This is a genomic window from Nitrobacter winogradskyi (genome assembly GCF_006539545.1).
Lineage (GTDB): Bacteria > Pseudomonadota > Alphaproteobacteria > Rhizobiales > Xanthobacteraceae > Nitrobacter > Nitrobacter winogradskyi_A.
In genome coordinates this window covers 78,393-100,272 of record NZ_BJNF01000002.1, presented here as the reverse complement: position 1 = coordinate 100,272, position 21,880 = coordinate 78,393, and the positions used below count along the sequence as shown (strand labels likewise).

Sequence of the window (21,880 nt, the reverse complement as noted above, 5' to 3'; positions counted from 1 at the left end):
AGTCGACCATGAGTGCGGATTTCAGTATCAAACCTATCGGCACGCCGGTCGCGGCGCCGGTCGTTCAACTGGCGAGCGCAGCCGCCAACGATACCGTGGCGACGGAACTTCCGCCGAGCCAAAGCGTCACGGCGGCGGACATCAGCACGCGCAGCCGCAACGACCTGCAGACCTCACGCGAAGCGCTGTCGCGCCAGGTGGTGGTTGATCGTGACGCCGCCTCGGTGGTTTACCAGGTCGTCGATCGCCGCACGAGCCTTGTCGTGAAGCAGTTTCCCGAAGAGGCGATGCTGCGGCGACGCGCCTACTTTCGCACGCTGGATCTGATGAACGCGGAGCGCGACCCCCCGGCCGCCACTGACCGGCGCGCCTAGAGTCTTTATGTTTTGGCGCGTTTTCTTCACGCGAACCGGTATCCATCCTTAGGGCTCAAGCCCGAGGACATGCTTCGCTCGAAAACGCGATAGAGCCTTTCCGCTTTGAAGGCCAGCTCTCAGCGCTGATGAACGTAGGCCGTCTCAAGGGTGCTTGCGCCGGTCGCCGGATCGCTCATGACGGTGCTGACCTGCGCGGTGCCGGACTTTGTCAGCACGAATTTTGAATCGCCGACCCGAAACCCGTTATTCTTGATCAGGACTTCCTGATACTTGATCGTGGTCCCGTACTGATACTTCGCCTTGGCGCGAAAGCCGTTGACGTTCGAAATCGTTATGGAGAACGGTTTCTGATTGGCGTACTTGCCGCTCCACGTCCCTTCGAAAACATCGGGATCGACGTTGACATACTTCCCGGTGGTCAGGCTGACGTTCTCGCCGACCGTTCTGTAATTCGATGCCAGGATGTTCAGGACGTCGGCCAATGATCCGGCTCCGTCTGTAACCGCAGGAATTACGCCCGCCCGGACAGACCGGCCGCGAGATTGCAGTTGATGTCGATCAGCGCCGTCAGCTTCGCGGGGTCGGGATTGAGCTGCATATCGACTGTCTGCTTCATCACGAAAACGCCGATGTTAGCGATATTCTGACGGACTTCCAGCGGCTGCGGATTGCTGTCGCTATCCGCTGCGCTCATGAAGATCGACCACAAACGGCGATTGAACAGCAGTGCCTTGTGCATGTCGTTGTCAGGTCCATCCCACTTGTCCTGGACCTCCCGAAGCTGCCGCGCCGCCTTCAGCAAAGCCTGCGCCTCGATTTCACGGGGAGACGACGAAGTTTGCGCCGTCCTGGCGTAGGCTTGAGCAGCATTCGACATTTAAATCCTCGAGGAAAAAAGCGGACGCGCGAAGTTCTGCACCGCCGTATGTCTAGCAGCGCCGCCTTTAAAATAGGTTACCCCGCATTCTCATATGCGTCAGGAAAATGACGAACGAACGCAGCGGATTCCGCAAGCGCGCCACCGACCTCGTTGCGAGCATGGTTCTCGATGCGCACATTCGCCAAAGCAGTCGCGAAGCGAGAATGCAAATTTCGAGAGCGAACTCGACAACCTTCATCCTGCCGGGGTTTGCGTCATCAGCGTAGCAACTGCAACACGCTCTGCTGCGACTGGTTGGCCAGCGCCAGCGCGGACACCGCGATCGACTGGCGGGTCGCCAGCGCCTGGCTGTTCGCGGCTTCCTCGTTGGTGTCGGCAAGCGTGAGGTTCGACGAGCCGGTCTGAAGCACGTTGATCAGGTTCTTCGAGAAGTCCTGACGGATTTGCACGATCGACAGGTTCGAGCCGAGCGTCGACGCCTGCGTGCGCAGGGTGGTCGATGCGCTATCGAGGCTCGCGATCACGCTGTTGGCCGAGCCGTTGTCCAGGAAGTCGACGCCGACCGTAAGACTCGTCAGTCCAAGACCAGCCGCATTCATGCTGGCGCCGGTGATGGTGAGCGTGGACTTTCCGCTCTCGTTGAAGATGAGCTTCAGCGTATCACCGCCCAGCAGATTGATGCCGTTGAACGACGCATCCGCCGCCGTCGTGTTTATTTGCTGAATGATGTTGTTGTACTGATTGACGAGCCCGGCGCGTGACGCCTGAACCGCCGGATCCTGAACCGGTGCACCCGCGACAAGGCCGTTGAAGGCATATCCCGCGCCGGCAGCGGTCCCGCCGATCGCACCGATGGTCTCGGCCGCAGCCTCGTTGGCGGTCGAGATTGTGATGACGCCGGCTGAGTTGATCGTGGCCTGGAGATGGTTTGAGGCAAGCTGCGCGTTCAGGTCATTGAGGGTTCTGACGGTCCCGTTGGTGCCGTCGCCGAACGTGATGTTGGTCGCGACGCCGTCGCCGGTCGGCCCGATCGTCAGCGTCTTGCCGTCGAGGTTACCCGCGCCGCCACCACGCGCCGTCGTCCCCGCGGTGAGGCCGAGCTTTGCGAGAACTCCGGCCGGCGTTGAATCCGTCAATGTAAGGTCATGAGCGATGCCCGTGTTGAGCACGATCTGCCCGCCGCCGTCGACCGTCGATGCCGTGTTGGTGTTGCCGTGCAGCACGTCGATCACGCCGAGCAGCGAGTCCAGGGTCTGGTCAACGCCGATCGTGATATTCCCGGAGGCATCGGCGGCCACCGCGCCGGAAGCAACAAAGGTGATGGTCTTGCCGTTGACAGCGAAGCTCTCACCGGCGGCGGGGCCGGTCGGCGTCGCGACCGCGCCGTCGGTCAGCGCACTGATCAAGGTGGCGCCGGTCGCCGCGGCGTTGGATGTGCCGGTCCTCAGCGCCGCGCCGGGCGTCGCGGCGGCATTCGTGAACGGTGTGGTGCCTCTGAGATCGAGCGCGGTCGCCCCCGTGACGGGAAGGCTTTCGACCGACGATTTCTGCGAATAGCCGACCTGGGATTGCAGAACCTGATTGGCGATCGACTTCGCCGTGTCCACCAGCTTCTGCAACGAGGTCAGGCCGGTGTTGGCCGCCTGCAGCACCTGAACGCCGTTGCCGATGCCGTCGAGCAGGTTGCTGATATCGTTGGCGCGATTGTCGAGCGCTGCGGCCGTGAAATAGTTGGTGGGATTGTCGAGGGCGGTGTTGACTTTCTTGCCGGTGGCCAGACGGTGCTGCGTTTGCGCCAGTAGATCGGCGGTGGATTGCAGCGAGAGCAAATTCTGGCGAACGGATGCCGAGAGAACGATGTCGGACATGTCTGGCCTTCCCTGACGTGTGCGGACGCCAGCTCGCCATGAGAGCCGGTTCCCTGGCCGGAAAGGTGAACAAGACGTTTTAATTTATGGTTAACGGCAGATTAATCCCCGCTTGATCGCCGCGGCCAGTCAAGGAGGCAGAAGCCAGCCTCATACACGGTCGGCCTGTGAAGCGTTTTCTGAGCTCAGGCTACGGAATGCAAGACAGCTTAGGGGCTTGGGCAAAAACGTTGACCATGAAGTTCAAGAGCACGCCTCGTCGCCTTACGGGTGACTTTCCTTGTTCTTTCAAGATGTCATGAGCAGACGCTGATAATCCGGCTCAGAAAACTGGACTGAGCCGCCGACAAAAGAAAACGGCGGGGTTTCCCCCGCCGTTTCGTCGTCTTGAAATGTCGCTTGCGATCAGCGGAGCAGTTGCAGCACGCTCTGCTGCGACTGGTTGGCCAGCGCCAGCGCCGACACCGCGATCGACTGTCGGGTCGCCAGCGCCTGGCTGTTCGCCGCTTCCTCGTTGGTATCGGCAAGCGTCAGGTTCGCCGATCCGGTCTGCAGCACGTTGATCAGGTTCTTCGAGAAGTCCTGACGGATCTGCACGATCGACAGGTTGGAACCGAAGGTCGACGCCTGCGAGCGCAGGGTGCTGGACGCGGTGTTGAGCGAGTCCAGAACGGCGTTGGTCGAAGCATTGTCCAGGAAGTCCGTGCCCCTGGTCAGCGACGACAAGCCGAGGCCCGCCGGATCGAAGGTCACGCCCTGGATGGTCAGGGTCGATTTGCCGGTTTCGTTGAACACCAGCTTCAGCTGGTCGCCGTTGAGCAGGTTGATGCCGTTGAAGGAGGCATCCTGCGCGGTGGTGCGGATCTGGTCGATGACCTGATTGTACTGGCCGATCAGCGTGGCGCGGGTGTTCTGCGCATTGGCGTCCTCAACCGGAGCGGAAGCGGTCATCGCGCCGAACGTATTCGGATCGGTGGTCGCATCGCCGCCGAACGCACCGATCGTCGCGGACGCGTGATCGTTCGTCGTGGTGAAGGTGATCGCGCCCGCGGAGTTAATCGAGGCGGTCAGGTTGTTCGCGGCGAGCGCAGTGTTCAACTGGTCGAGGGTCGTCACACCGCCCGTCCCGAAGGTGATGCTGGTCGCCGTGCCGCCATCGGTTGCGCCAATCGTCAGCGTCTTGCCTTCGAGCGCAGCCGGGGCACCCGGCGTGCGGGCCTGCGTTACGCCGCCGCCAGTGAAGCCCATCGAGTTGAAAGCAGCCGCGTTGGAACTCGTGATCGTAAGATCCGAGGCCGTGCCAGTGTGCAGCGTGATCGCGCCAGCAGCAACCGCCGAACCGGAACCACCAGACAAAGCATCAATCTTGCCGAGCAGAGTGTTGACGCTATCAGTCACGTTAATCTGATTGTTACCTGAAGCACCGGAGGCCATGAACGTGATGGTTTGTCCGTTCACGGTGATCGTATCACCGGCGGTGAAGTCGGTGGCGATCGAGTCCGACAATGCCGCACCCGACAACAACGTCGCACCCGTGATGGCAGCCGAATTCTTATTGTTGACGGCGGAACCCGAAACCGTCGCATCGGTCGGAGCGCCGCCCGGTCCGAGCAGGTTGTCGGCCGTCGCGCCGGTGATGGCGGCGGTGGTCGCCTGCGACTTGGTGGAATAGCCCGAGGTCGCCTGCAGCGCCTGGTTGGCGATCGACTTCGCGGTATCTACCAGCTTCTGCAGCGAGGTGATGCCCGTATTGGCGGCCTGCAGCACCTGCACGCCGTTGCCGATCGAATCCAGAAGGTTGTTGATGTCGCTGGCGCGGGAGTCGAGGCCGGCGGCGGTGAAGAAGTTCGTCGGATTGTCGAGGGCCGAGTTCACCTTCTTGCCGGTGGCAAGGCGGGTCTGGGTCGTCGAGAGCAGTTCAGCCGTCGACTGAAGCGAAAGCAGATTCTGGCGAACCGATGCGGAGAGAACGATATCGGACATCTTTCATACCTTTCTGGTGTGAATACACGTACGTCCACAGGCCGAAGACCTTCCTCGGACGAGGCGCCACAGTGATGGGAAGACTCTAAGAAAGCATGAAACAGATCGCGGACCCGCGACCTCCCGCGGGGTCGCTGGCGCGTCGAAATTGCGACGTCGCAACCGGGGCTTAGACGGATACGGCAGCAAAGGTTACAGGTGTCATTTACCAATCGTTAACCACAATCGGAAAGGATCACGGCAAGACCATACCGCGATGCTCGCACTGATGCGGCCGTCCGCCGCATTCTGGTCAGCGAACGGACGCGTCGTCCGTGTCGCGCATGCTCATGGAGATGACAGGAAACCGTCATGGCGCTGAAAGTCGAACTGAAGCCGCATGAACGCATCATCATCGGCGCCTGCGTCGTGACCAACACCGATCAGCGCGCGCGACTGCTGATCGAGGGCGACAAGATTCCGATCCTTCGCGAGAAGGACATTCTGACGCCCGAGACGGCGGACACACCCGCCAAGCTGATCTATCTCGCGGTGCAATTGATGTATCTGTCGCCGGAGCCGCAAATCAATCACGGCACCTATTTCAGCCTGCTGCGCGACGTCATCACGACCATGCCGGACGCTTGGCCAATCATCGAAGGCATCAATAACGACATCCTCAACGGCGATCTTTACAAAGCGCTCAAGGAAGTCAAAAAGCTGATCGCCTACGAGAAGAAGCTCGCCGACATGAACGACACTCCCGCGAACCGCGCCGGCGACAGGCGACGCTCAGCCTGACACCACGCTGCGCGAATCCCGATCGTCTCGGCTTCCGGATCTGCGATAGCGTTTTCGAGCGAAGCATGTCCTCGGGCTTGACCCGAGGATGGATAACCTCTTCGCGTGAAGAAAACGCGTTCAATCAAGATTACCGAGCCTCGCTTCTGATTCCATCAGAAGCGAACAGGCTCAAGCCTCACGATTTACGCGCGCCCAATTCCAGCACAGCCGACATCAGCGCTTCGATATCGCGCATTCCGGTGCGATGGTTGACGATCGCCGCGCGGATCGCAAGCCGGCCGTCCAGCATGGTCGCGGACGGCGCGGCTATGCCGGACTCGTGCAGCGATGCGACGATATCCGCATTGACCCTGTCGGCATCGTCGGCCCGATAGCGGAAGCACACGATGTTGAGTTGCACCGGCGCGAGCAGTTCGAGCTTTGGTTCGGCCGCGATCTTCGCTTCCAGGCAGCGCGCCAGCGCGCAGGTCCGGTCAATCATCGCACCGAGCCTTTCAGTGCCGTAGGCTTTCAACGTGAACCACGTCTTCAATGCACGAAAGCCGCGGGACATATCCAGGCTGTAGTCGCATGGCCACGGCGAGCCCGCCGCAAGCCCGCGCGTTTCCCGGCGCAGATAGGCCGCCGGCGCGGCAAACGTACGGCGGTGCTGCTCACCGTCGCGGACGAGAAGAAACCCTGCGTCGTAGGGCACCTGCCCCCATTTGTGGAAATCAAAAGCGATGGAGTCGGCGCTCTCGATTCCCGCGAGACGAGGCGCGATCTCCGGCGACAACACCCCGAGCGCGCCGAACGCGCCGTCGATATGCAGCCATAATTTCTCGTCACGGCAAACGCCATGCAGCGCCGCGAGATCGTCGATGGCTCCGATATCGACTGTTCCCGCCGACCCGATCACGAGAAAAGGTTCAAGTCCCGCGGCGCGATCGGCGGCAATCCGGGCGCGCAACGCGTCAGTATCGATGCGATGACAGCGATCAACCGGAATTCGCCGCAGGGCGTCGGTGCCGAAGCCGGCGCCATCCATGGCCTGAGCGATGCAGCCATGCGTCGCAACCGATGTATAGGCGATGAGGCGCGCGCCGCGATCCAGCAAGCCGCGCTGGCGCACGGAGGGGCCGATCCGCGCCGAACGCGCCACCAGAATTCCCATCAGGTTCGCCATCGACGTTCCCGTGACGAACACGCCGCTCGCGGTATCGGGAAAGCCGAACATCCGCCGTACCCACAGCACGATCTGGCGCTCGACTTCGACCGGCATCTGATTCCGGCCGGCGACATTGGTGTTCAGCCCCGCCGCCAGCATCTCGGCCAGCATCCCGACCGCCGTACCGCCGCCGTTGACCCATCCCATGAATCCGGGATGGATATTCCCGGCGGTGTACGGGGCGATGTGTTCGGAAAACTCCCGATAGATGTCGGCGACATCGACGCCGTCCCGCGGCAGGTCTTCGCGGAAGCGGGCGCGCGTTTCCGCTGGTATCGGCCGCCAGACCGGACGCTCGCGAACACCGGCGATATGATCGAACATGTCATCGAGCATCCGGTGACCTTCCGCGCGAAGCGTGTCCCAGTCCTCCGGATCGAGCGTTTCATCGACTTCCGGCAGCGTACCGCGCGATGCAGGCTTCATGCCGCGCGCTCCCCGCCGCACGCGGCGTTCATGCGCCACGCATCGTCATGGCGAAGAGCCGGTTCAGTCTCAAAACTGCGCATGAAATAAGATTCCTTGCCGCGCGCGAAGGGTTTTCGATCGGCATGCCCCCGATGAGTTGGGCAGACCTTCGCGCCCGTAGATAATACCGTCAGAGGAACTTCACCAGACTGAGCTGCGAGAGCATGGCCGTGGTCTGGTAGGATGCCTGCAAATCCGTCTGCAGCGCCAGCAACTGACTCGCGACCTCGTCGGTCGAGATGTTCTCCGCCTGGTCGATGATGTTCTGCATCGTCGCCTGCGTCAGTTTCTGCCGCGCGGTGGCATCCTTCATCATGGTCTGCGCGTTGGCAAGATCGACCTGGATATCCCGGATGTTCTGGCTGCCGGGCTCAACCGATAAATTCTGCGCAACGCGCGCGTTCAGCGCCGAAATCTGGCCGGCCGCGTTCGGATCGGCCGGCGAGGTCGTCACCGCCGCAAGAAGCGCAACCGATTCCATCAGCGAGCGGATGGCGTCCTCGTTCGCGCGCATCCCATATTGCACCGTCACCGAGGCATCGACCCGCACCACCGAGGTCCCGCGCGCGGAGCCTGTACCCTCGTCGCCGGTGTACCACTGCACGGTATCCGCGGCCGTCCCGTTCACGGCGGCGGTGGCGGTGGAAAGTGTCGCCGGCGGCGTGACGTCGACGCGCTGCGGCGGCTGGCCGAAGAAATCACGCGAAGCCTGAACGGCGGAGGCCGCGACCAGCGATGTGCCAGCCAACGCTCCGATCGAGGCGGTCAATGCGGCGTTGAGGTTGGCGGCGGTAGCAGTTGGCGTCGCGCCGATCGCGAAGCTGCCGGCGGGCGGCGGCGCCTCGCTGGACGCGGTCAGTTGCACGGTCTCGCTGGAGCCGTCCGGAAGATCGAAGGTGAAGCTCACCGTGTCGCCGTCAGCCGGATTGGTGACGCCGAGATCGATTGAAATGGCGGGCGGCGCTCCAGCCGGACCCGTGACGGTGGCTCCTGTCAATGACGACGACACCGATTGAAGTTTCATGCCGTAGATGGAAGGCGACGCATCTTCCGCGATCGCCACCGAGGTCGCGGTCGGCGAGGAAATTTCGAGACGGCCGAGCCCGCTCGCTCCGAGATCGGCTTGCCTGCGCTCGGAGATGACCTGCTTCAACCCCGCCCGCCCTGCCCCGTCGCCGTTCAGGATCAGATCGGACGAGGCCACCGGCTGGGTGTAGATCTCGCTGCCGGAAAAGATGTAGCGGTCGCCCGCCCGCGTATTGAGGATGCCGACCACTGACGAAAACTGCGCCACAGCGGTTTGCTGGCCTGCGGTCTGACCGGCGCTGTTCAACGCCTGCGATCCGCTGAGTGTGGCGTTCTGCAACTGCGTCCCGATGTCGGAGAGCGCCTGAAGCGCCGTATTGGCGACATTGATGTTGGTGTTGATCTTCATCATGGTGTCGGTATACGCGGCGATGTTCGATAGTTGCGCGCGCGCCGCGATCGCGAAACCTCCGTTCGCGCCCATGCCTGAATAGGTCGTCGACTTCTTGCCGCTGGTCAGCTGGGTCTGAAGATCGGCCATCTGCGCCTTGAGATTCCGGACCGAGCCGCCCAGGATGGTGTTGCCGAAGCTTATGCCGTTGATCGCCATGCGAACCGCCTTACGCTGTCGTTACCATTGTGCCTGCATCAGCGTCTGCATCATGCTCTGCACCACGGTCATCACATGCGCATTCGCCGCATAAGAATTCTGCAAAGCGATCAGATTGGCCATTTCGGTATCCATGTTCACGCCGGACTTGTCGTAGAACTTCTCCTGCAAGGTGTTGACCACGATGCTCTGCCCTTGCGCGACCTGCTGCGCGGTGGTTGCCGTGCCGCTCTGCAAGCTGACGAACTGCTGCAGGAATGACGGCAGCGTGCCCTGGAACGGCGCTGCCGCCGCGCCAAGGCCGGTGTTCGGCGCGTAGCTGAAGCTCGCGAACGTCAGCCTGTCGTAGATGAAGTCGGCGCGCGTGGTGTCGCCGGCCGGCGTTACCGGCGAGGTGCTATAGACCGTGAGCTTCGAGGGATCGGCGAGCAGCGCGGCGTTGACCTGAATGCGCCCGGCCAGCCCCGTGATCTGCGACGCGGAGCCTGTGATCGCGCCGGTATAGAGCGAGGCGCGGTCGGTGAAGAACGGCAGTTGCGGATCGCCGGACGCCAGCGACTGCACCGTGGCCGTGGCCGATGCCGCGGTCACCGTGGATTGACCCGAGCCGTCGCCGACCACCCGCAACTGCGCCCCGGAAGCGGAAAACGCCAGATGCGACGCCGCCCCGATCTGCGCATTCAGTTGCGACACGATCGAGGCGAGCCCGCCCGAGAAATCGATTCCGATCACCCGGTCGTTCGGATTCGCGGCCGTGTTCGGAATCGGCAGCGCGGCCGGATCGTCCACCCGCACCACGGTAACTGTGTGCGAGACGTTAGCGGAGTCGGTGTAGGTGACGCGGAGCGAGTTGCCCGGCAGAATGCCGGACAGATCGAGGTCGAAGCCCGATGGCGGTCCGGTCACCGGCGCGCCGCTCGTGGTGACGTCGGACAACGCGCTGGCGAGCGTCGCCGCCATCTGGTCCACCTGATTTTGCGCCTGCACCAGAATCCTGTCGCGCAACTGGACATCGGCGGCGATCTGGCCGGAGTTGATGCCTTGCGAAGCGATCATGTCGATCTTCGCGCCGTTCGGAAGCTGGCAGATGATGGTGCCGACGCTCGACTTCGCGGGATCGGCGTTCCATTGCGAACTCGCGGTGAGCGAGGACTGCGCGTTGAATGTCAGCGTCGACGCATAAACGCCGCCGACGAGCTGGACGCCGGCCGTGGTGAACACCGAGGTCTGGTTGGCGCCGTCCGTCACCGCGCGGATGTCCATCAATCCTGAAAGCTGGTCGATCGCGGCGTCGCGCTGATCCATCAGCGTCGCGGCCGCCGGATCCTGCGCACCCATGCTTTGCAGCCGCTGATTGAGCTGCGCGATCTGTTGCATCGCCGCGTTGGCCTGCGAGACCGATGCGGACAGGCTCTGCTCGGTATTGGATCGCAGCGTCTGAATGCCGCTGGTGGTCGCGTTGAGCTGGTGCGCCAGCGCCTGCGCGGCGTTCAGCACCGACGACTGCGCCGCCGGATTGCCCGAACTCGCCGACAGCGCCTGCAATGCCGAGGTGAACCGGTTATAGGCCGCCTCCAGCGTTCCGTTGTTGCCGGGCGTGCCATAGACGTTCTGCAGCTGGCCGAGCACCCCGGCGATCTGGCTTGCGTAAGCGCCGCCGGCGTTTTCCGTACGCAGTTGCGACTGCACATAGGCGTCGAGCGTGCGGTTGACGCCGATGACGCGGACGCCGGAACCCATGCCGCCGGTCACGACCTGGTCCTGCACCAGCGTCTGGGCGACGTAGCCCGGCGTGTTCGCGTTGGCGACATTGCCGGACACGATCGACAGCGCGGCCTGGTTGGCGCGCAAGCCGGACATGGCGATGGAGAGGGCCGAACTTAAACTCATCTTCTTGCCCGCCTCGAAACCGGATCAATCCGCGCTGTGATCAGAGTTCGGTTCAACCGCGTTGGATTAAACCCTGATCTATTTTCGATTGAGCATGATCTTTTCCGAAAGCCGGTTTTCACTTTGCGCTGGCGCGGCCTTCGGGTCGGGATCATGCGCTATCGCAGCACGTTCAGCAGATCCTGAACCATGCTGTTCGCGGTGGTGATGACCTTGGTGTTTGCCGAGTAAGCCTGCTGCGTCACGATCAGCTTGGTGAACTCATCGGCGATGTCGGCGTTGGAGCCTTCGAGCGACGAGCCGCTGATGCGCCCCGACGCGCCCGCGATCGCGGGCCCCGACTCGTTGGTCACCGCATAAGCGCCGCCATCAAGCGCCTTGAGGTAGTTGGTTCCGTTGAAGTGCGACAACGACACCTGCGCGAGAGACAGGTTCTGTCCGTTCGAGAAGGTGCCGACCACGATGCCGTCATTGTTGACGGAGACCGACTGCAACTGTCCGGCGGCGTAGCCGTTCTGGTTGATCGCATTGATGGTGGCGTTGCCGCCGCTGCTGGCATACTGGGTCAGACCGCCCGAGCCGATATTCAGCGTGAGATTGCCGAGCGACTGGGATCCCACGCTGACGCTGGGAATGGTGATCGACGATCCGACCGGGCTCGAAAGCTGGCCGTTGATGCCGAAGGTGAAATTGGTGCCGACGTTGATCCACGCCGCCTGCGTGCCGGTGGCGTTCGGATCGGCCTGATAGAACAGGTTCCAGGTGTCGGAATGCCCGGCGCCGAGCGAGGCGCTGTCGGTCTTGGCCCAGCGCAGTTGCAGGTTCACCGCCGTCCCGGTCGCGTCATAGGCCGTGACAGCGCCGCCGCTGATCGATTGCTGCTGGAAGATGGTCTGGTCGTTAGCGATCACGACGCCCGCGCCGGGCGTTCCGCCGCCGCCACGCGCGATGTTGGTCGTCGCGCCGAAGCCCATCGCCGTCCAGCCGGCGGAGGCGCTCGTGACCGTCAGATCCTGCGCGGTGCCGGTATGCAGGGTGATCGCGCCGGTGCCGGCATCGATCGTCGGAGCGGTGCCTGTGATCGCGCCGATCCTGCCCAGGAGGTCGCCGACGGTATCGTCGATGCGGACATGGGTCGCGTCCTGCACTCCTGGCGGCAGCGCGGTGCTGGCGTCGGTGAAGGTGATCATGGTGCCGTTCACGGTGATGGTGTCACCGACCGCAAATCCGCCCGGCAAGGAATCGCTCGGCGCTGTGCCCGACAACAGCGTCGCGCTGGTGATGGGACCCGAAGGCGTCTGCTGGTTGGTCGCCGCCGATCCCGTGGTGGTGTTGTCGGTATAGGGCGGAGCCGGCGTGCCGACCACGAGCGGATTGAAATTTGTCGTGAAGTCGGACGGGTTCAATCCGCCGGCCGCCGTAATGGTCCCGGCGGGCGCGGTCGGACTCGACAGCGTTCTCGGCACCGATGGAAGATTGGCGGCGTATTGCACCGTCGTCGTGGCTTGCGCCGGCACGAAGTTGTTCTGGAATTTCAGCACCTGCGGCACATTGCCGAGCGGGTTGCCGGTCTTGGGGTCGACCGGCACGCCCATCAGGTAATAGCCTGCGCTGTTGACCAGATGGCCGCCGGCATCGACCTGAAAATCGCCGCGCCGCGTGTAGTAGGTCACGCCGGAAAACTGCGGCTGGTTGTCGACCCGCCCCGTCGGCGCCTGGACGTTGAAGAAGCCGTCGCCGGTGATCGCCATGTAGGTGCCGACCGTCGAGGCCGACACCGTTCCCTGGCTGCTGATCGTCGCCGTCGCATAGGCTGTTACGCCGCCGGCGGCCTGACGGTTGGGGGCGGTCGAGTCGGGGATCAGGTCACTGAAGGCAGTGGTGATGCCCTTGTAGCCGGTGGTCTGGGCGTTCGCGATGTTGCCGGATATATTTTGAAGGGCGAAGGACTGCGCCTGCAAGCCGCCGACCGAAGTATTCAATGCGTCGAAAATACCCATACGTCGTCTCCAACTCGATCCGGGCGGCCCAAACGCAAGGTCAAACCTCGCCGCGGTCGGCAGACGGCGTCGCAAGCTCCATGCCAACAGCAAAAAGGCGTTATTTCAGTGAGTTAGGGTCTAGCCTTCGTCCCCGGCTCCGGAGCATTCTTGCCTCGCCCGGCAACTCTTGCCGGGAGACAGTCTTCAGAGAGGCGTCGATTTGCGATCCGCCGCGTTGAGCCGCGCCTGCCGCTCCCGCGCCTTGATGCGCGCCCGCTCGCGATAGCGCGCCAGCTTGCCGGCGGCGGCGGAACGCGCCCGCATGGCGATGCCGATCGCATGCCCCGCCGCGCGTCCGGTCTTTCCGCCCGCCCAGACGAGTTCGAACGGCGCGAACAACCGCCAGCGGTCGTCGCCTTCCAGCATGCCGCGTGCGATCAGTTGCCCGGCCATCGCCGAGGTGCCTAGTCCCTGACGGCCGAAACCGCTCGCAACCCAAAGCCCCGGTTGCAACTGGCCGACCTGCGGCATCCCGTGCACGGTCTGACCGACCGCGCCGCTAAAAACCTTCGCGATCTCGACCGCGCCAAGCTGCGGGAAGATCGTGCCGATCCGCCTGCCGATCGCCGCCTTCTGGCGATCCGGCCGCGCCTCCCAGGTGGTTTCCGGGCTCGCCCACATCAGCCTATCGCCATCGACGATCCGAAAATGATCGATGCCATCGGTGTCGATGACAGACCCCTGAAACGTCATCACCTCGGCGAGCCGGCTTCCCAGCGGCGAGGTGACGCCGGCATAACGCCAGACCGGAACCAGCGTATCGGACAAGCGTCGCAATGCACCGCCGAGATGGACATTGCCCGCAAGCACGAGGTGGGACGCCCGCAGACGCGCCCGCGGCGTTGCAATGCGTTTCCTTATCCCGAACGGATCAATGCCGACCACCGGCGTATCTTCGAAGATGCGTACGCCGGCCTTGCGCGCAAGCTCGGCAAGGCCGTGAACATATTTTCGTCCGTCGATCTGGAAGGCGCGCGGATAGTGCACCGCGTGAAAATACCGGCCGGTGCGCAAGGTGTCGCGGACGCGATCGATCTGCCACCCCTCCACCTCGGTCGAAAAATCCTCGCTCAGCATCTGGAGATGGCTGATGAGCCGCTCGCCGGCATCGACGTTGGAAACCTCGAGCACGCCTTCCGTGAGCCCGAGTCCCGGAATGATGTGCTCGGCGGCATGGGCGCGAACATAATCGGCGCCCGCTCGCGCCAGCGACCAGAGATCGTACGCATCATCAAAACCGACGCGCGCGATCAGGTCGGAAAGCGGAAGCGCATAGCCGGGCATCACCGTGCCGAGATGGTGGCCGGACGCATTCCAGCCGACATGGCGTCCCTCGAGCACGACCACGTTCGCGCCGGTCCTCGCCGCCTCAAGCGCCACGGTGAGGCCTGCCAGCCCGCCGCCGACCACGCAGATCTCGACATCGAGATCGAAAGTCAGCCGCTCGCGTCGCCGCACCGGCAGGGCGGACTCCGCGTCACCGGGACCATCGGCCGCAGCTATGCTCTCGGAAGTCATCGCGTTTCCTACCAATGCCCCTGTGACCTGCGCCGTGCGACGTTGTAAACTAGAGCCTTTCCGCCTCTGATAGACTCAGAAGCGGGCTCTATGATTTTATTTTGACGCGTTTTCTTCACGCGAACCGGATTCCACTTCGCTCGAAAACGCTATAGCCCGCTCGGCTGATACCTGTATCCTGCATTCCGGGTCATGCTTAACCTTGAATCGAGTCAGCGTCATGCGCCGCCTTTTACTGCTTCGCCACGCCAAAACCGAACGCGATTCGCCCAGCGGAAGCGATCGGGACCGTCCGCTTGCCGCGCGCGGCAGGAACGACGCCGCCGAACTCGGCCTCTGGCTCGTCGGAGACCCATCGCTGCCGCCTGATCTCGTGTTGATCTCGACCGCCGTGCGGGCGCGCGAGACCTGGGACATCGTTCGTCAGCAGTTTGCGGATCAAACGGCTCAGGGACCCGCCGAACACCTGCTGGAGCTTTACGGCGCCGAGGCCATGCAACTCCTGGCAATCATCCGCTCCGTCAGCCCCGATCATGAGCGCCTGATGATCGTCGGGCACAATCCCGGTCTGCACGAACTCGCGCTTCGCCTCATCGGTGATGGCGATGCAGAGGGGCGCGCGGCGCTGGCCGACAACCTGCCGACGTCAGGTCTTGCGGTGATCGACTTTGCCGTCGAGAACTGGGACCACGTCGTATTCGGAAGTGGGCAACTCAAAAGGTTCGTCAGCCCGAAACTGCTGAAGGAAGCCTGACAGCTCCGGAGAAGAGCAGCGGCTTACGGCAGCAAATCCCGCGGCAGCGCGTCGAAAGTGTAAGCGCGCGGCCTGTTGCGGTGCATGAAACGGCCGATCTGCCAGCCGAACAACACAGACACACCGACGATAAACAACGCGCCCGCCCATTCGCCGGTCACGATCGCCCGCACCAGCAGGGCCGTCATCGCTACGGAGAGCATCGTCAGCACGCCCGTGCCTGCAATGTAAAGCACGGGGTTCAGGCCGCCAGCGAGCATGGCGCGCGCGCCATGCTCTGCGAGTCGCCGATGCAGTTCGACGATGAAGGTGCGGTAGTCGTTGCTCTGCGCGTCCATCAGCGCCAGGGTCCGCCAGGTAGTGGACATCACGATGATCCGTCCGCCGTTCCGGTGGCTGATCTCGGTGCGAAATCGATGCGACTGCATCGACATCGGCCGGTAGGACATGCGCACGGCGACGATGTCCTCATAACGCCATCTCCCCGCCCGGCGGCCAGCGCGCCACGACAGCCCGTCATCTTCCAACGCAAACCGATGCGCCGAGCCGATCGCTGAAGCCCTATAGGCGTATCCGACGCCGGTCGGCGGCATCTCGGGTGGCGGCGACACAATCAGCGATCCTTCGCACGGCGTGCGTTCTCTTTTTCGCGTTCTCTTGCTCGAAGTGCGGTTTCCATCCTATAGAGCGTTTTCAAGCGAAGTGGATACCGGTTCGCGTGAAGAAAACGCGTCAAACCAAAATCATAGAGTCCGCTTCTGATTCTATCAGAAGTGGAAAGTCTCTGGCGTTTTCGAGCGAAGTGGGCGCTGGTTCGCGCGAAGAAAACCCTGATGGCTGAAACCGTTCATTTTCCGCGTCATTTGATCGTCGGCGGGGCGATGGTGTCCGGCATACTGCTCGCTCTTGCCGTGCATATGCTGGGCGCTCAGATGGGTCTCGACCTCGGCGGCCTCTGGCGTTCCGATACCGGGGAGTTCATGCCGGCGAGCGCGGCGATCGCATGGTGGCTGGTCGCAACGGCCAGCTTCTCCGGCAGCTATTTTGTCGCGACGCTGATGCACAGCGCGGCGTCCAACCGCATTCAGCAGCGGCTCCGACAGTTCCTGATCGTAATCGCCGTCCTGTTTCTAGCAGGCGCGGGACAGGCCGCCTCCGCGCCCAGCGCGGCGCCGACCCTCGCGAGTTTCATAACCGGCCTTGTCGTGCTCGGCCTCAGCGCGGCGATGGCTTTCTGCGGCGCTTACTTCACGCTGCGCAAGACCTGACATTCACCGCGCTTCTGTGTGGCGCTTCCCGGTCGCGGGCTCTGGCGCCCGTTTGCCCACGTAACGACGCTGCCATGCAGCAAAGCCAGCGATGGTTTCACGAATTGTTTCCCGTCGTAATACCGCAATGTCACACATCGGATGCATGAAGGTGATGCGTGAGGGGCCGTCGTTGCTTTTGAGTGTCGTCTGCAAGAACTTTCAAATCAGCGATGGAACACGAGGCCTCTTATGCCTATATGCACGGCCAACGATATCACCCGCAGCGGACGCGCATCCGCCAAGTAGACCGTTTTGTGTTGAGAGTTTTTCGCGTATGAGAGACGGAACAGCCGCTTGCCTTCCCCTCTCCTCAATCGGCTTGAAACGTGTCGTGATCTGGTGTGGTGGTCAGAAATTGGCGTCATTGTCCCGACGAGGCCGACGACGGCGTCTTCTGAATTCAGACATACCGGAATCAAGGAGATTACGAGTGTCTTTTGATTTCGAAGCTCGCCTTGGAAGCTACCGCAAGGCCATAAGACCCTCGAAATCGGGACGCTAGCGGAGGACGAATGCGTCGGCTGCTGACCGCGCTGCAGCGCGGCTTCAAGGAAAGGATTGGCTGGAAAGGGCTTGGCGTCATTGCGAGCCTCGTGATCATCGCTTTCGCGATCACGACCCTTATCCACACGCTCCAGGGTGTCGACACAGGTGTCATCCTGATCGCGCTGACGGAGAAGTCGCCCTATCTGATCGCCATGGCCGCGCTTTGCGTGGTCGGCGCGTTCTGCACCCTGACATTCTATGATTTCTTCGCGGTGCGGACGATCGGCAAGGATCATATCCCCTATCGCGTGGCGGCGCTGGCCGCCTTCACGAGCTACACCATCGGCCACAATGTCGGCGCGACGGTCTTCACCGGCGGCGCGATCCGGTTTCGGATCTATTCGGACTATGGGCTGAACGCCATCGACGTCGCGAAAATCTGCTTCATCTCCGGACTGACATTCTGGCTTGGCAACCTGTTCGTGCTCGGCATCGGCATGGCCTGGCATCCCTGGGCGGCGAGCGCGATGGACCTGCTGCCGCCGTCCGTCAACCGCCTGATCGCGTTCGGGTGCCTCGCCGGCATCGCCATCTATCTCGCCTGGATCATCACCGGCCGCAACCGCCGCGAACTCGGGCAAAACGGCTGGAAGGTCGTGCTGCCGTCGGCGCCGCTGACCTTCGTGCAGATCCTGATCGGTGTCGTCGATCTCGGATTCTGTGCACTGGCGATGTATCTGTTGATGCCCGCGCATCCGGACATCGATTTCGTGTCGGTGGCGGTCGTCTTCATTCTGGCCACCCTGCTCGGCTTCGCCAGCCATGCGCCGGGAAGCCTCGGCGTGTTCGACGCGGCAATGCTGGTGGCGCTGCCGCAGTTCGGCAAGGAGCAGATGCTGGCGACGCTGCTGGTCTTCCGGATCCTCTATTTCATGATCCCGTTCGCGCTTGCCATCACCATCATGGGCACGCGCGAGTTGTGGCTCAACGTGGTGCAGCCCTGGCAGCGCCGCCGCAAGATCAACAACGGCAACGGTGACGTCAGCAATGGCAACGACGCCGGCACGGGTCACGACAGCAGCAACAGTGAGAACGCGCCGGATGAAGCGGCATCACCGAAGCCGCACGCCGCCAGGTCGGCCGTCACGCAGGACTGAACCGGCAGGTTGCGGGTTCGAAACAACTCGCTGCGGCTCGCATCCCCGCTATCCGACGATCGCCCCCTCGGCCAAACCGCCCCGCTCACCTCCGCTCTTATTTCCGCCAAAACCATCGCGTCAAAACCGCTCATGGCCCGCGCTCACGCCTCATTCCTCATCGGGATTGTCCTGCCACTGCTTGGTAGCCTTGCTGTTGGAAGCCTTCCTATTGGAAGCCTTCCTATTGGAAGCCTTGCCGCGCAGCAGATCGCCGCGCAGCCGCTTCCCGACGGCATCGCCGAGGCCGGCCCCGCCGCTCCGGTCCCGGATCGGGCCGCCGGCGGAATGCAGATTTCATGGGAGGTCCGCAACCGTTTCCGGCTGTTTCGCGAGGAGCGGGACTTTCAGATCCATGCCGCCGCCGAAAGCAACCAGAGCATTCTCGCCGCCGAGCAGGCGTTTGAACAGCAAAGCGACGGCCGCGGCTGGGCCCGCAACGCCGTGAACCGTCTTTGCATCGATCTCGGAGGCCACGTCAGCGAGCCCTGCACGCGCGACAATGTCAAGGAAAGCTATCTGACACCGACAGAGCATCCGGTCACCGTGCGCCTTACCGGCGCGGTCCCGGTCGGCGCCGTCTGCGCCTGGTCATTCGACGACGGCGACAGTCCCCGCGGCACGACGCAGGACTGCACTGAACCGATCGACTTCCGCGCCCGCTACGGCCACGCCACCAGCGCCACCGTCGACGTCACGAGCGGCGGCGACGCAACCCAGCGGCTGACGGCGCAGATCAAGGTGCGCGACATCCTGATCGCCGGCCTCGGCGACTCCATCGCCTCCGGTGAAGGCAACCCGGATCGAGCCGTCCCGCTGTCGGACGAAGGCTTCTGCTTTCGCTCCTATTTCGGCGGCGCGGGACGCGAATTTTACCGGCCGAGCCGTGCCGGCTATAAAGGCGGCCGGGCCTGCGGCACCTCCGGCTCGCTGCAAAGCTGGCAGCAATTCGGCGCGCTGTGGATGAACGCGGCCTGCCATCGCTCGCTCTACAGCTACCAGACCCGCGCCGCGCTCGCCCTCGCGGTGCGCTATCCACACATCGCCGTGACCTACCTGCCGCTCGCCTGCACCGGCGCCAGCATTCCCGAGGGGATTCTGGGTTCGCAACGCGCGCGCGAATGCCTGACCGCGAAGTCGTCGGCCAAATGTCAGGGCACCGTCAACGGCCAGATCGCCCAGTTGCGCGAGGCGCTTGCGGCGGCCAGACATCGCCAGCCCGAGCGCAAGCTCGATCTCGTGCTGATGACCATCGGCGCCAACGACATCAATTTCTCCGGCCTCGTTTCCGACGTCGTCGTGGACGCGGCGACCGAGCGCGCGCTGTTCAAACGCGGCGGCCTGATCGGATCACTCCACGGTTCGCGATCGAGCCTCGAACGTGACCTGCCGCAAGCCTTCGCCCGGCTGCGCGCCGCGTTGACGCCGCTGCTGGACAACGACCTGTCCCGCGTCGTGTTCGTCTCCTACGCCAACCCGGCGCTGGCGAACGGCGGCACGCCCTGCCCCGGCGGCAAGGCAGGCTTCGACATTCATCCGTCGTTCAATGCCGATCCCGGACGGCTCGCCGCCGTCACGGAGTACGTCCAGAACGAATTCCTGCCTGGGCTGAAAGCGCTTGCGTCGTGCCAGTCCGGCGTGATCTGCCGCGATCCCGCCACCGACCGCATGACCTTCGTCGATGCGCATCAGTCGGCTTTCGCCGATCACGGATTTTGCGCGCGCGCGGACAGCGATCCCGAATTCGATCGCGAATGTTTCTCGGCGAAGGGGGACAGCTTTGTCAGCAGCATCGTGGAGGCTCCGCATCAGCCTCTCGCTTGCGGCCGCGGGGCGAGCGCGTTTCGCGCCTATCTGCCGCGCGCGCGCTGGATTCGCGACGCCAACGACAGCTATTTCACGGCGATGACCTACCCGCAGGCGCAGTCCTCATTGATGCAGCCGTCCGATATCCATGACGCGACATGGGGACTGCTCTCCGCGGTGTACGGCGGGGCGGTCCATCCCACCGCGGAGGGTCATGCGGCGATGGCGGACGCCGCCATGCCGGCGATCGAGGCGCAGCTGCATCTCAACGCCGCCGATGCGGGTGATGTAACGGGCGAACCGCTGCCGCCGCTGACCCCGCCTTCGCCCGCGCCGACGCCGGAAGCCGCCCCGCCACCGGCAATCCCGCAGCAATAAACAGCCGCAGCGATCGCTTCGTCTGATGCGTGGCCCCTTCCCTTCTCCCCTTGCGGGAGAACGTCGCGCGCCGGAATCGACGGATCACCGGGTCGAGCCCGGTGAGAAGACTCAGATGACGGCGCCGAAGACGATGCCGCACACTCCAGCAGGCCTCAGTTCACCCCGAGCTTCTTCTGCAGGCTCGACGACGAGGTGGTGTACTGGAACACCAGCCGCTTGTCCGGATAGACGTAGCGATGCGCCTTCTGCGACATCAGCGCGCCCTCGTGGAAGCCGGAGAGGATCAGCTTCAGCTTGCCGGGATAGGTGTTGATGTCGCCGATCGCGAAGATGCCGGGGACGTTGGTTTCGAACGAAGCGGTCTCGACCGGGATCAGATTGTTCTCCAGATGCAGACCCCAGTTCGCGACCGGACCGAGCTTCATCGTCAGGCCGAAGAACGGCAGCATGGTGTCGCAACTGATCGTCGACGTCGTGTTGTCGCTACCCTTCAGCTGCGCGCCGGTGAGTTTTCCGTCCGCGCCCTCCAGCGCCGTGACCTGGCCGATCTTCAGATCCATCGTGCCGTCCGCGACCAGCTTGCGCATCTGCTCGACGCTGTGCGGCGCCGCGCGAAACTCGTCGCGCCGATGCAAAAGCGTAATGCGCTTCGCCAGCGGATGCAGGTTGAGCGTCCAGTCAAGCGCCGAATCGCCGCCGCCGACGATCAGAATCTCCTTGTCGCGGAACTGCTCCATCTTGCGCACCGCATAGAACACCGAGATGTTTTCATAAGCCTCGATGCCGGGCACCGGCGGCCGCTTCGGCTGGAACGAGCCGCCGCCTGCGGACACCACGACGACCTTGCACTCGAACACCTTGCCGGCGTCGGTGGTGACCCGAAATCCGGGGTCGCCGATTTTCTCGATGCTCTCCACCATCTCGTTGAGATGGAATGTCGGGTTGAACGGCTTGATCTGCTCCAGCAGAGCTTCGGTGAGCCCCTGACCGGTCACCAGCGGAATGCCGGGAATATCGTAGATCGGCTTCTCCGGATAAAGCTCGGCGCACTGCCCGCCGATCTTGTCGAGGATATCGACAAGATGCACCTTCATGTCGAGTAATCCCAGTTCGAACACGGCAAACAGTCCGCAGGGGCCCGCACCGATAATCAGCACATCCGTCTTGATCGCTTCGCTCATGTCAAAAATTCTTTTCCGTTGAAATCCTTGCGCCGGCAATACAGCCGCGCCGCTGCGTGGATATTCCTGACAGGTTTTCTTGCGCGAACGCACGTCCACCGCGCATCGCTATAA

At 63.1% G+C, this 21,880-nt stretch carries 17 protein-coding genes; 6 read left to right on the top strand and 11 right to left on the bottom strand.

Features of this window, described 5'->3' with window-relative positions; all coding sequences use genetic code 11:
- Window positions 1-8 precede the first annotated feature (8 nt).
- Window positions 9-374 carry a hypothetical protein gene (locus tag NWI01_RS00435; RefSeq protein WP_141381780.1) on the top strand — a complete coding sequence of 122 codons (366 nt, stop codon included), beginning with the start codon at window positions 9-11 and terminating at the stop codon, window positions 372-374.
- Between the two features lie 119 nt (window positions 375-493).
- Here NWI01_RS00435 and NWI01_RS00430 read toward each other — a convergent pair whose 3' ends face one another.
- The 4 genes from NWI01_RS00430 to NWI01_RS00415 form a co-directional block, all read right to left on the bottom strand.
- Window positions 494-859, bottom strand: coding sequence for a hypothetical protein (locus tag NWI01_RS00430; RefSeq protein WP_141381779.1), 366 nt, complete (start codon window positions 857-859; stop codon window positions 494-496).
- Between the two features lie 29 nt (window positions 860-888).
- Window positions 889-1,254 carry a flagellar biosynthesis regulator FlaF gene (flaF, locus tag NWI01_RS00425; protein ID WP_141381778.1) on the bottom strand — a complete coding sequence of 122 codons (366 nt, stop codon included), beginning with the start codon at window positions 1,252-1,254 and terminating at the stop codon, window positions 889-891.
- A gap of 260 nt (window positions 1,255-1,514) precedes the next feature.
- On the bottom strand, window positions 1,515-3,125 hold the full coding sequence (locus tag NWI01_RS00420) for a flagellin N-terminal helical domain-containing protein (RefSeq protein ID WP_141381777.1): 1,611 nt from the start codon (window positions 3,123-3,125) through the stop codon (window positions 1,515-1,517).
- A gap of 405 nt (window positions 3,126-3,530) precedes the next feature.
- Window positions 3,531-5,108, bottom strand: a complete 1,578-nt coding sequence (locus NWI01_RS00415) for a flagellin N-terminal helical domain-containing protein (RefSeq protein WP_141381776.1) — start codon at window positions 5,106-5,108, stop codon at window positions 3,531-3,533.
- A gap of 351 nt (window positions 5,109-5,459) precedes the next feature.
- Here NWI01_RS00415 and flbT point away from each other — a divergent pair, with 351 nt between their 5' ends.
- A complete protein-coding gene (flbT, locus tag NWI01_RS00410; protein ID WP_141381775.1) occupies window positions 5,460-5,888 on the top strand; it encodes a flagellar biosynthesis repressor FlbT in 429 nt (142 codons plus the stop codon).
- Window positions 5,889-6,066: 178 nt separating this feature from the next.
- On the opposite strand, the gene NWI01_RS00405 is transcribed toward flbT, so the two are convergent.
- The 5 genes from NWI01_RS00405 to NWI01_RS00385 form a co-directional block, all read right to left on the bottom strand.
- Window positions 6,067-7,524 (bottom strand): pyridoxal phosphate-dependent decarboxylase family protein, encoded by a 1,458-nt coding sequence (locus NWI01_RS00405; RefSeq protein WP_141381774.1) that lies wholly within the window; start codon window positions 7,522-7,524, stop codon window positions 6,067-6,069.
- A gap of 172 nt (window positions 7,525-7,696) precedes the next feature.
- Window positions 7,697-9,202, bottom strand: coding sequence for a flagellar biosynthesis protein FlgL (locus NWI01_RS00400; protein WP_141381773.1), 1,506 nt, complete (start codon window positions 9,200-9,202; stop codon window positions 7,697-7,699).
- A gap of 21 nt (window positions 9,203-9,223) precedes the next feature.
- A complete protein-coding gene (gene flgK / locus NWI01_RS00395) occupies window positions 9,224-11,092 on the bottom strand; it encodes a flagellar hook-associated protein FlgK (RefSeq protein ID WP_141381772.1) in 1,869 nt (622 codons plus the stop codon).
- A 158-nt stretch (window positions 11,093-11,250) separates the two neighbouring features.
- On the bottom strand, window positions 11,251-13,092 hold the full coding sequence (locus NWI01_RS00390) for a flagellar hook-basal body complex protein (RefSeq protein WP_141381771.1): 1,842 nt from the start codon (window positions 13,090-13,092) through the stop codon (window positions 11,251-11,253).
- A gap of 186 nt (window positions 13,093-13,278) precedes the next feature.
- The gene (locus NWI01_RS00385; RefSeq protein WP_141381770.1) at window positions 13,279-14,652 is read right to left on the bottom strand and encodes an NAD(P)/FAD-dependent oxidoreductase; all 1,374 of its coding nucleotides are present in this window, start codon (window positions 14,650-14,652) and stop codon (window positions 13,279-13,281) included.
- A gap of 220 nt (window positions 14,653-14,872) precedes the next feature.
- Between NWI01_RS00385 and NWI01_RS00380 the strand changes: the two genes are divergently transcribed.
- Window positions 14,873-15,406 (top strand): SixA phosphatase family protein, encoded by a 534-nt coding sequence (locus NWI01_RS00380; RefSeq protein ID WP_141381769.1) that lies wholly within the window; start codon window positions 14,873-14,875, stop codon window positions 15,404-15,406.
- 23 nt (window positions 15,407-15,429) lie between these two features.
- Here NWI01_RS00380 and NWI01_RS00375 read toward each other — a convergent pair whose 3' ends face one another.
- Window positions 15,430-15,999, bottom strand: a complete 570-nt coding sequence (locus tag NWI01_RS00375; RefSeq protein ID WP_141381946.1) for a hypothetical protein — start codon at window positions 15,997-15,999, stop codon at window positions 15,430-15,432.
- A gap of 240 nt (window positions 16,000-16,239) precedes the next feature.
- Between NWI01_RS00375 and NWI01_RS00365 the strand changes: the two genes are divergently transcribed.
- The 3 genes from NWI01_RS00365 (at window position 16,240) to NWI01_RS00355 (ending at window position 20,582) form a co-directional block, all read left to right on the top strand.
- Window positions 16,240-16,674: a hypothetical protein gene (locus tag NWI01_RS00365; protein WP_141381768.1), complete on the top strand. Its 435-nt coding sequence runs from the start codon at window positions 16,240-16,242 to the stop codon at window positions 16,672-16,674.
- Window positions 16,675-17,228: 554 nt separating this feature from the next.
- Complete coding sequence (locus tag NWI01_RS00360) at window positions 17,229-18,359, top strand: lysylphosphatidylglycerol synthase transmembrane domain-containing protein (protein ID WP_141381767.1); 1,131 nt, start codon at window positions 17,229-17,231, stop codon at window positions 18,357-18,359.
- 132 nt (window positions 18,360-18,491) lie between these two features.
- Entirely contained in the window at window positions 18,492-20,582 is a 2,091-nt protein-coding gene (locus NWI01_RS00355) for a hypothetical protein (protein ID WP_141381766.1), read from the top strand.
- Window positions 20,583-20,737: 155 nt separating this feature from the next.
- Here the strand turns inward: NWI01_RS00355 and NWI01_RS00350 are convergent, their stop codons facing one another.
- A complete protein-coding gene (locus NWI01_RS00350) occupies window positions 20,738-21,766 on the bottom strand; it encodes an NAD(P)/FAD-dependent oxidoreductase (RefSeq protein WP_141381765.1) in 1,029 nt (342 codons plus the stop codon).
- Window positions 21,767-21,880: the final 114 nt, after the last annotated feature.

What these genes read in the sequence shown, in the direction of transcription:
- NWI01_RS00435 (WP_141381780.1), top strand. Translation starts at nt 9, where the DNA reads ATGAGTGCGGATTTCAGTATCAAACCTATCGGCACGCCGGTCGCGGCG.
- flaF (WP_141381778.1), bottom strand. Translation starts at nt 1,254, where the DNA reads ATGTCGAATGCTGCTCAAGCCTACGCCAGGACGGCGCAAACTTCGTCG.
- NWI01_RS00420 (WP_141381777.1), bottom strand. Translation starts at nt 3,125, where the DNA reads ATGTCCGACATCGTTCTCTCGGCATCCGTTCGCCAGAATTTGCTCTCG.
- NWI01_RS00415 (WP_141381776.1), bottom strand. Translation starts at nt 5,108, where the DNA reads ATGTCCGATATCGTTCTCTCCGCATCGGTTCGCCAGAATCTGCTTTCG.
- flbT (WP_141381775.1), top strand. Translation starts at nt 5,460, where the DNA reads ATGGCGCTGAAAGTCGAACTGAAGCCGCATGAACGCATCATCATCGGC.
- NWI01_RS00405 (WP_141381774.1), bottom strand. Translation starts at nt 7,524, where the DNA reads ATGAAGCCTGCATCGCGCGGTACGCTGCCGGAAGTCGATGAAACGCTC.
- NWI01_RS00400 (WP_141381773.1), bottom strand. Translation starts at nt 9,202, where the DNA reads ATGGCGATCAACGGCATAAGCTTCGGCAACACCATCCTGGGCGGCTCG.
- flgK (WP_141381772.1), bottom strand. Translation starts at nt 11,092, where the DNA reads ATGAGTTTAAGTTCGGCCCTCTCCATCGCCATGTCCGGCTTGCGCGCC.
- NWI01_RS00390 (WP_141381771.1), bottom strand. Translation starts at nt 13,092, where the DNA reads ATGGGTATTTTCGACGCATTGAATACTTCGGTCGGCGGCTTGCAGGCG.
- NWI01_RS00385 (WP_141381770.1), bottom strand. Translation starts at nt 14,652, where the DNA reads ATGACTTCCGAGAGCATAGCTGCGGCCGATGGTCCCGGTGACGCGGAG.
- NWI01_RS00380 (WP_141381769.1), top strand. Translation starts at nt 14,873, where the DNA reads ATGCGCCGCCTTTTACTGCTTCGCCACGCCAAAACCGAACGCGATTCG.
- NWI01_RS00375 (WP_141381946.1), bottom strand. Translation starts at nt 15,999, where the DNA reads ATGCCGCCGACCGGCGTCGGATACGCCTATAGGGCTTCAGCGATCGGC.
- NWI01_RS00365 (WP_141381768.1), top strand. Translation starts at nt 16,240, where the DNA reads ATGGCTGAAACCGTTCATTTTCCGCGTCATTTGATCGTCGGCGGGGCG.
- NWI01_RS00360 (WP_141381767.1), top strand. Translation starts at nt 17,229, where the DNA reads ATGCGTCGGCTGCTGACCGCGCTGCAGCGCGGCTTCAAGGAAAGGATT.
- NWI01_RS00355 (WP_141381766.1), top strand. Translation starts at nt 18,492, where the DNA reads ATGGCCCGCGCTCACGCCTCATTCCTCATCGGGATTGTCCTGCCACTG.
- NWI01_RS00350 (WP_141381765.1), bottom strand. Translation starts at nt 21,766, where the DNA reads ATGAGCGAAGCGATCAAGACGGATGTGCTGATTATCGGTGCGGGCCCC.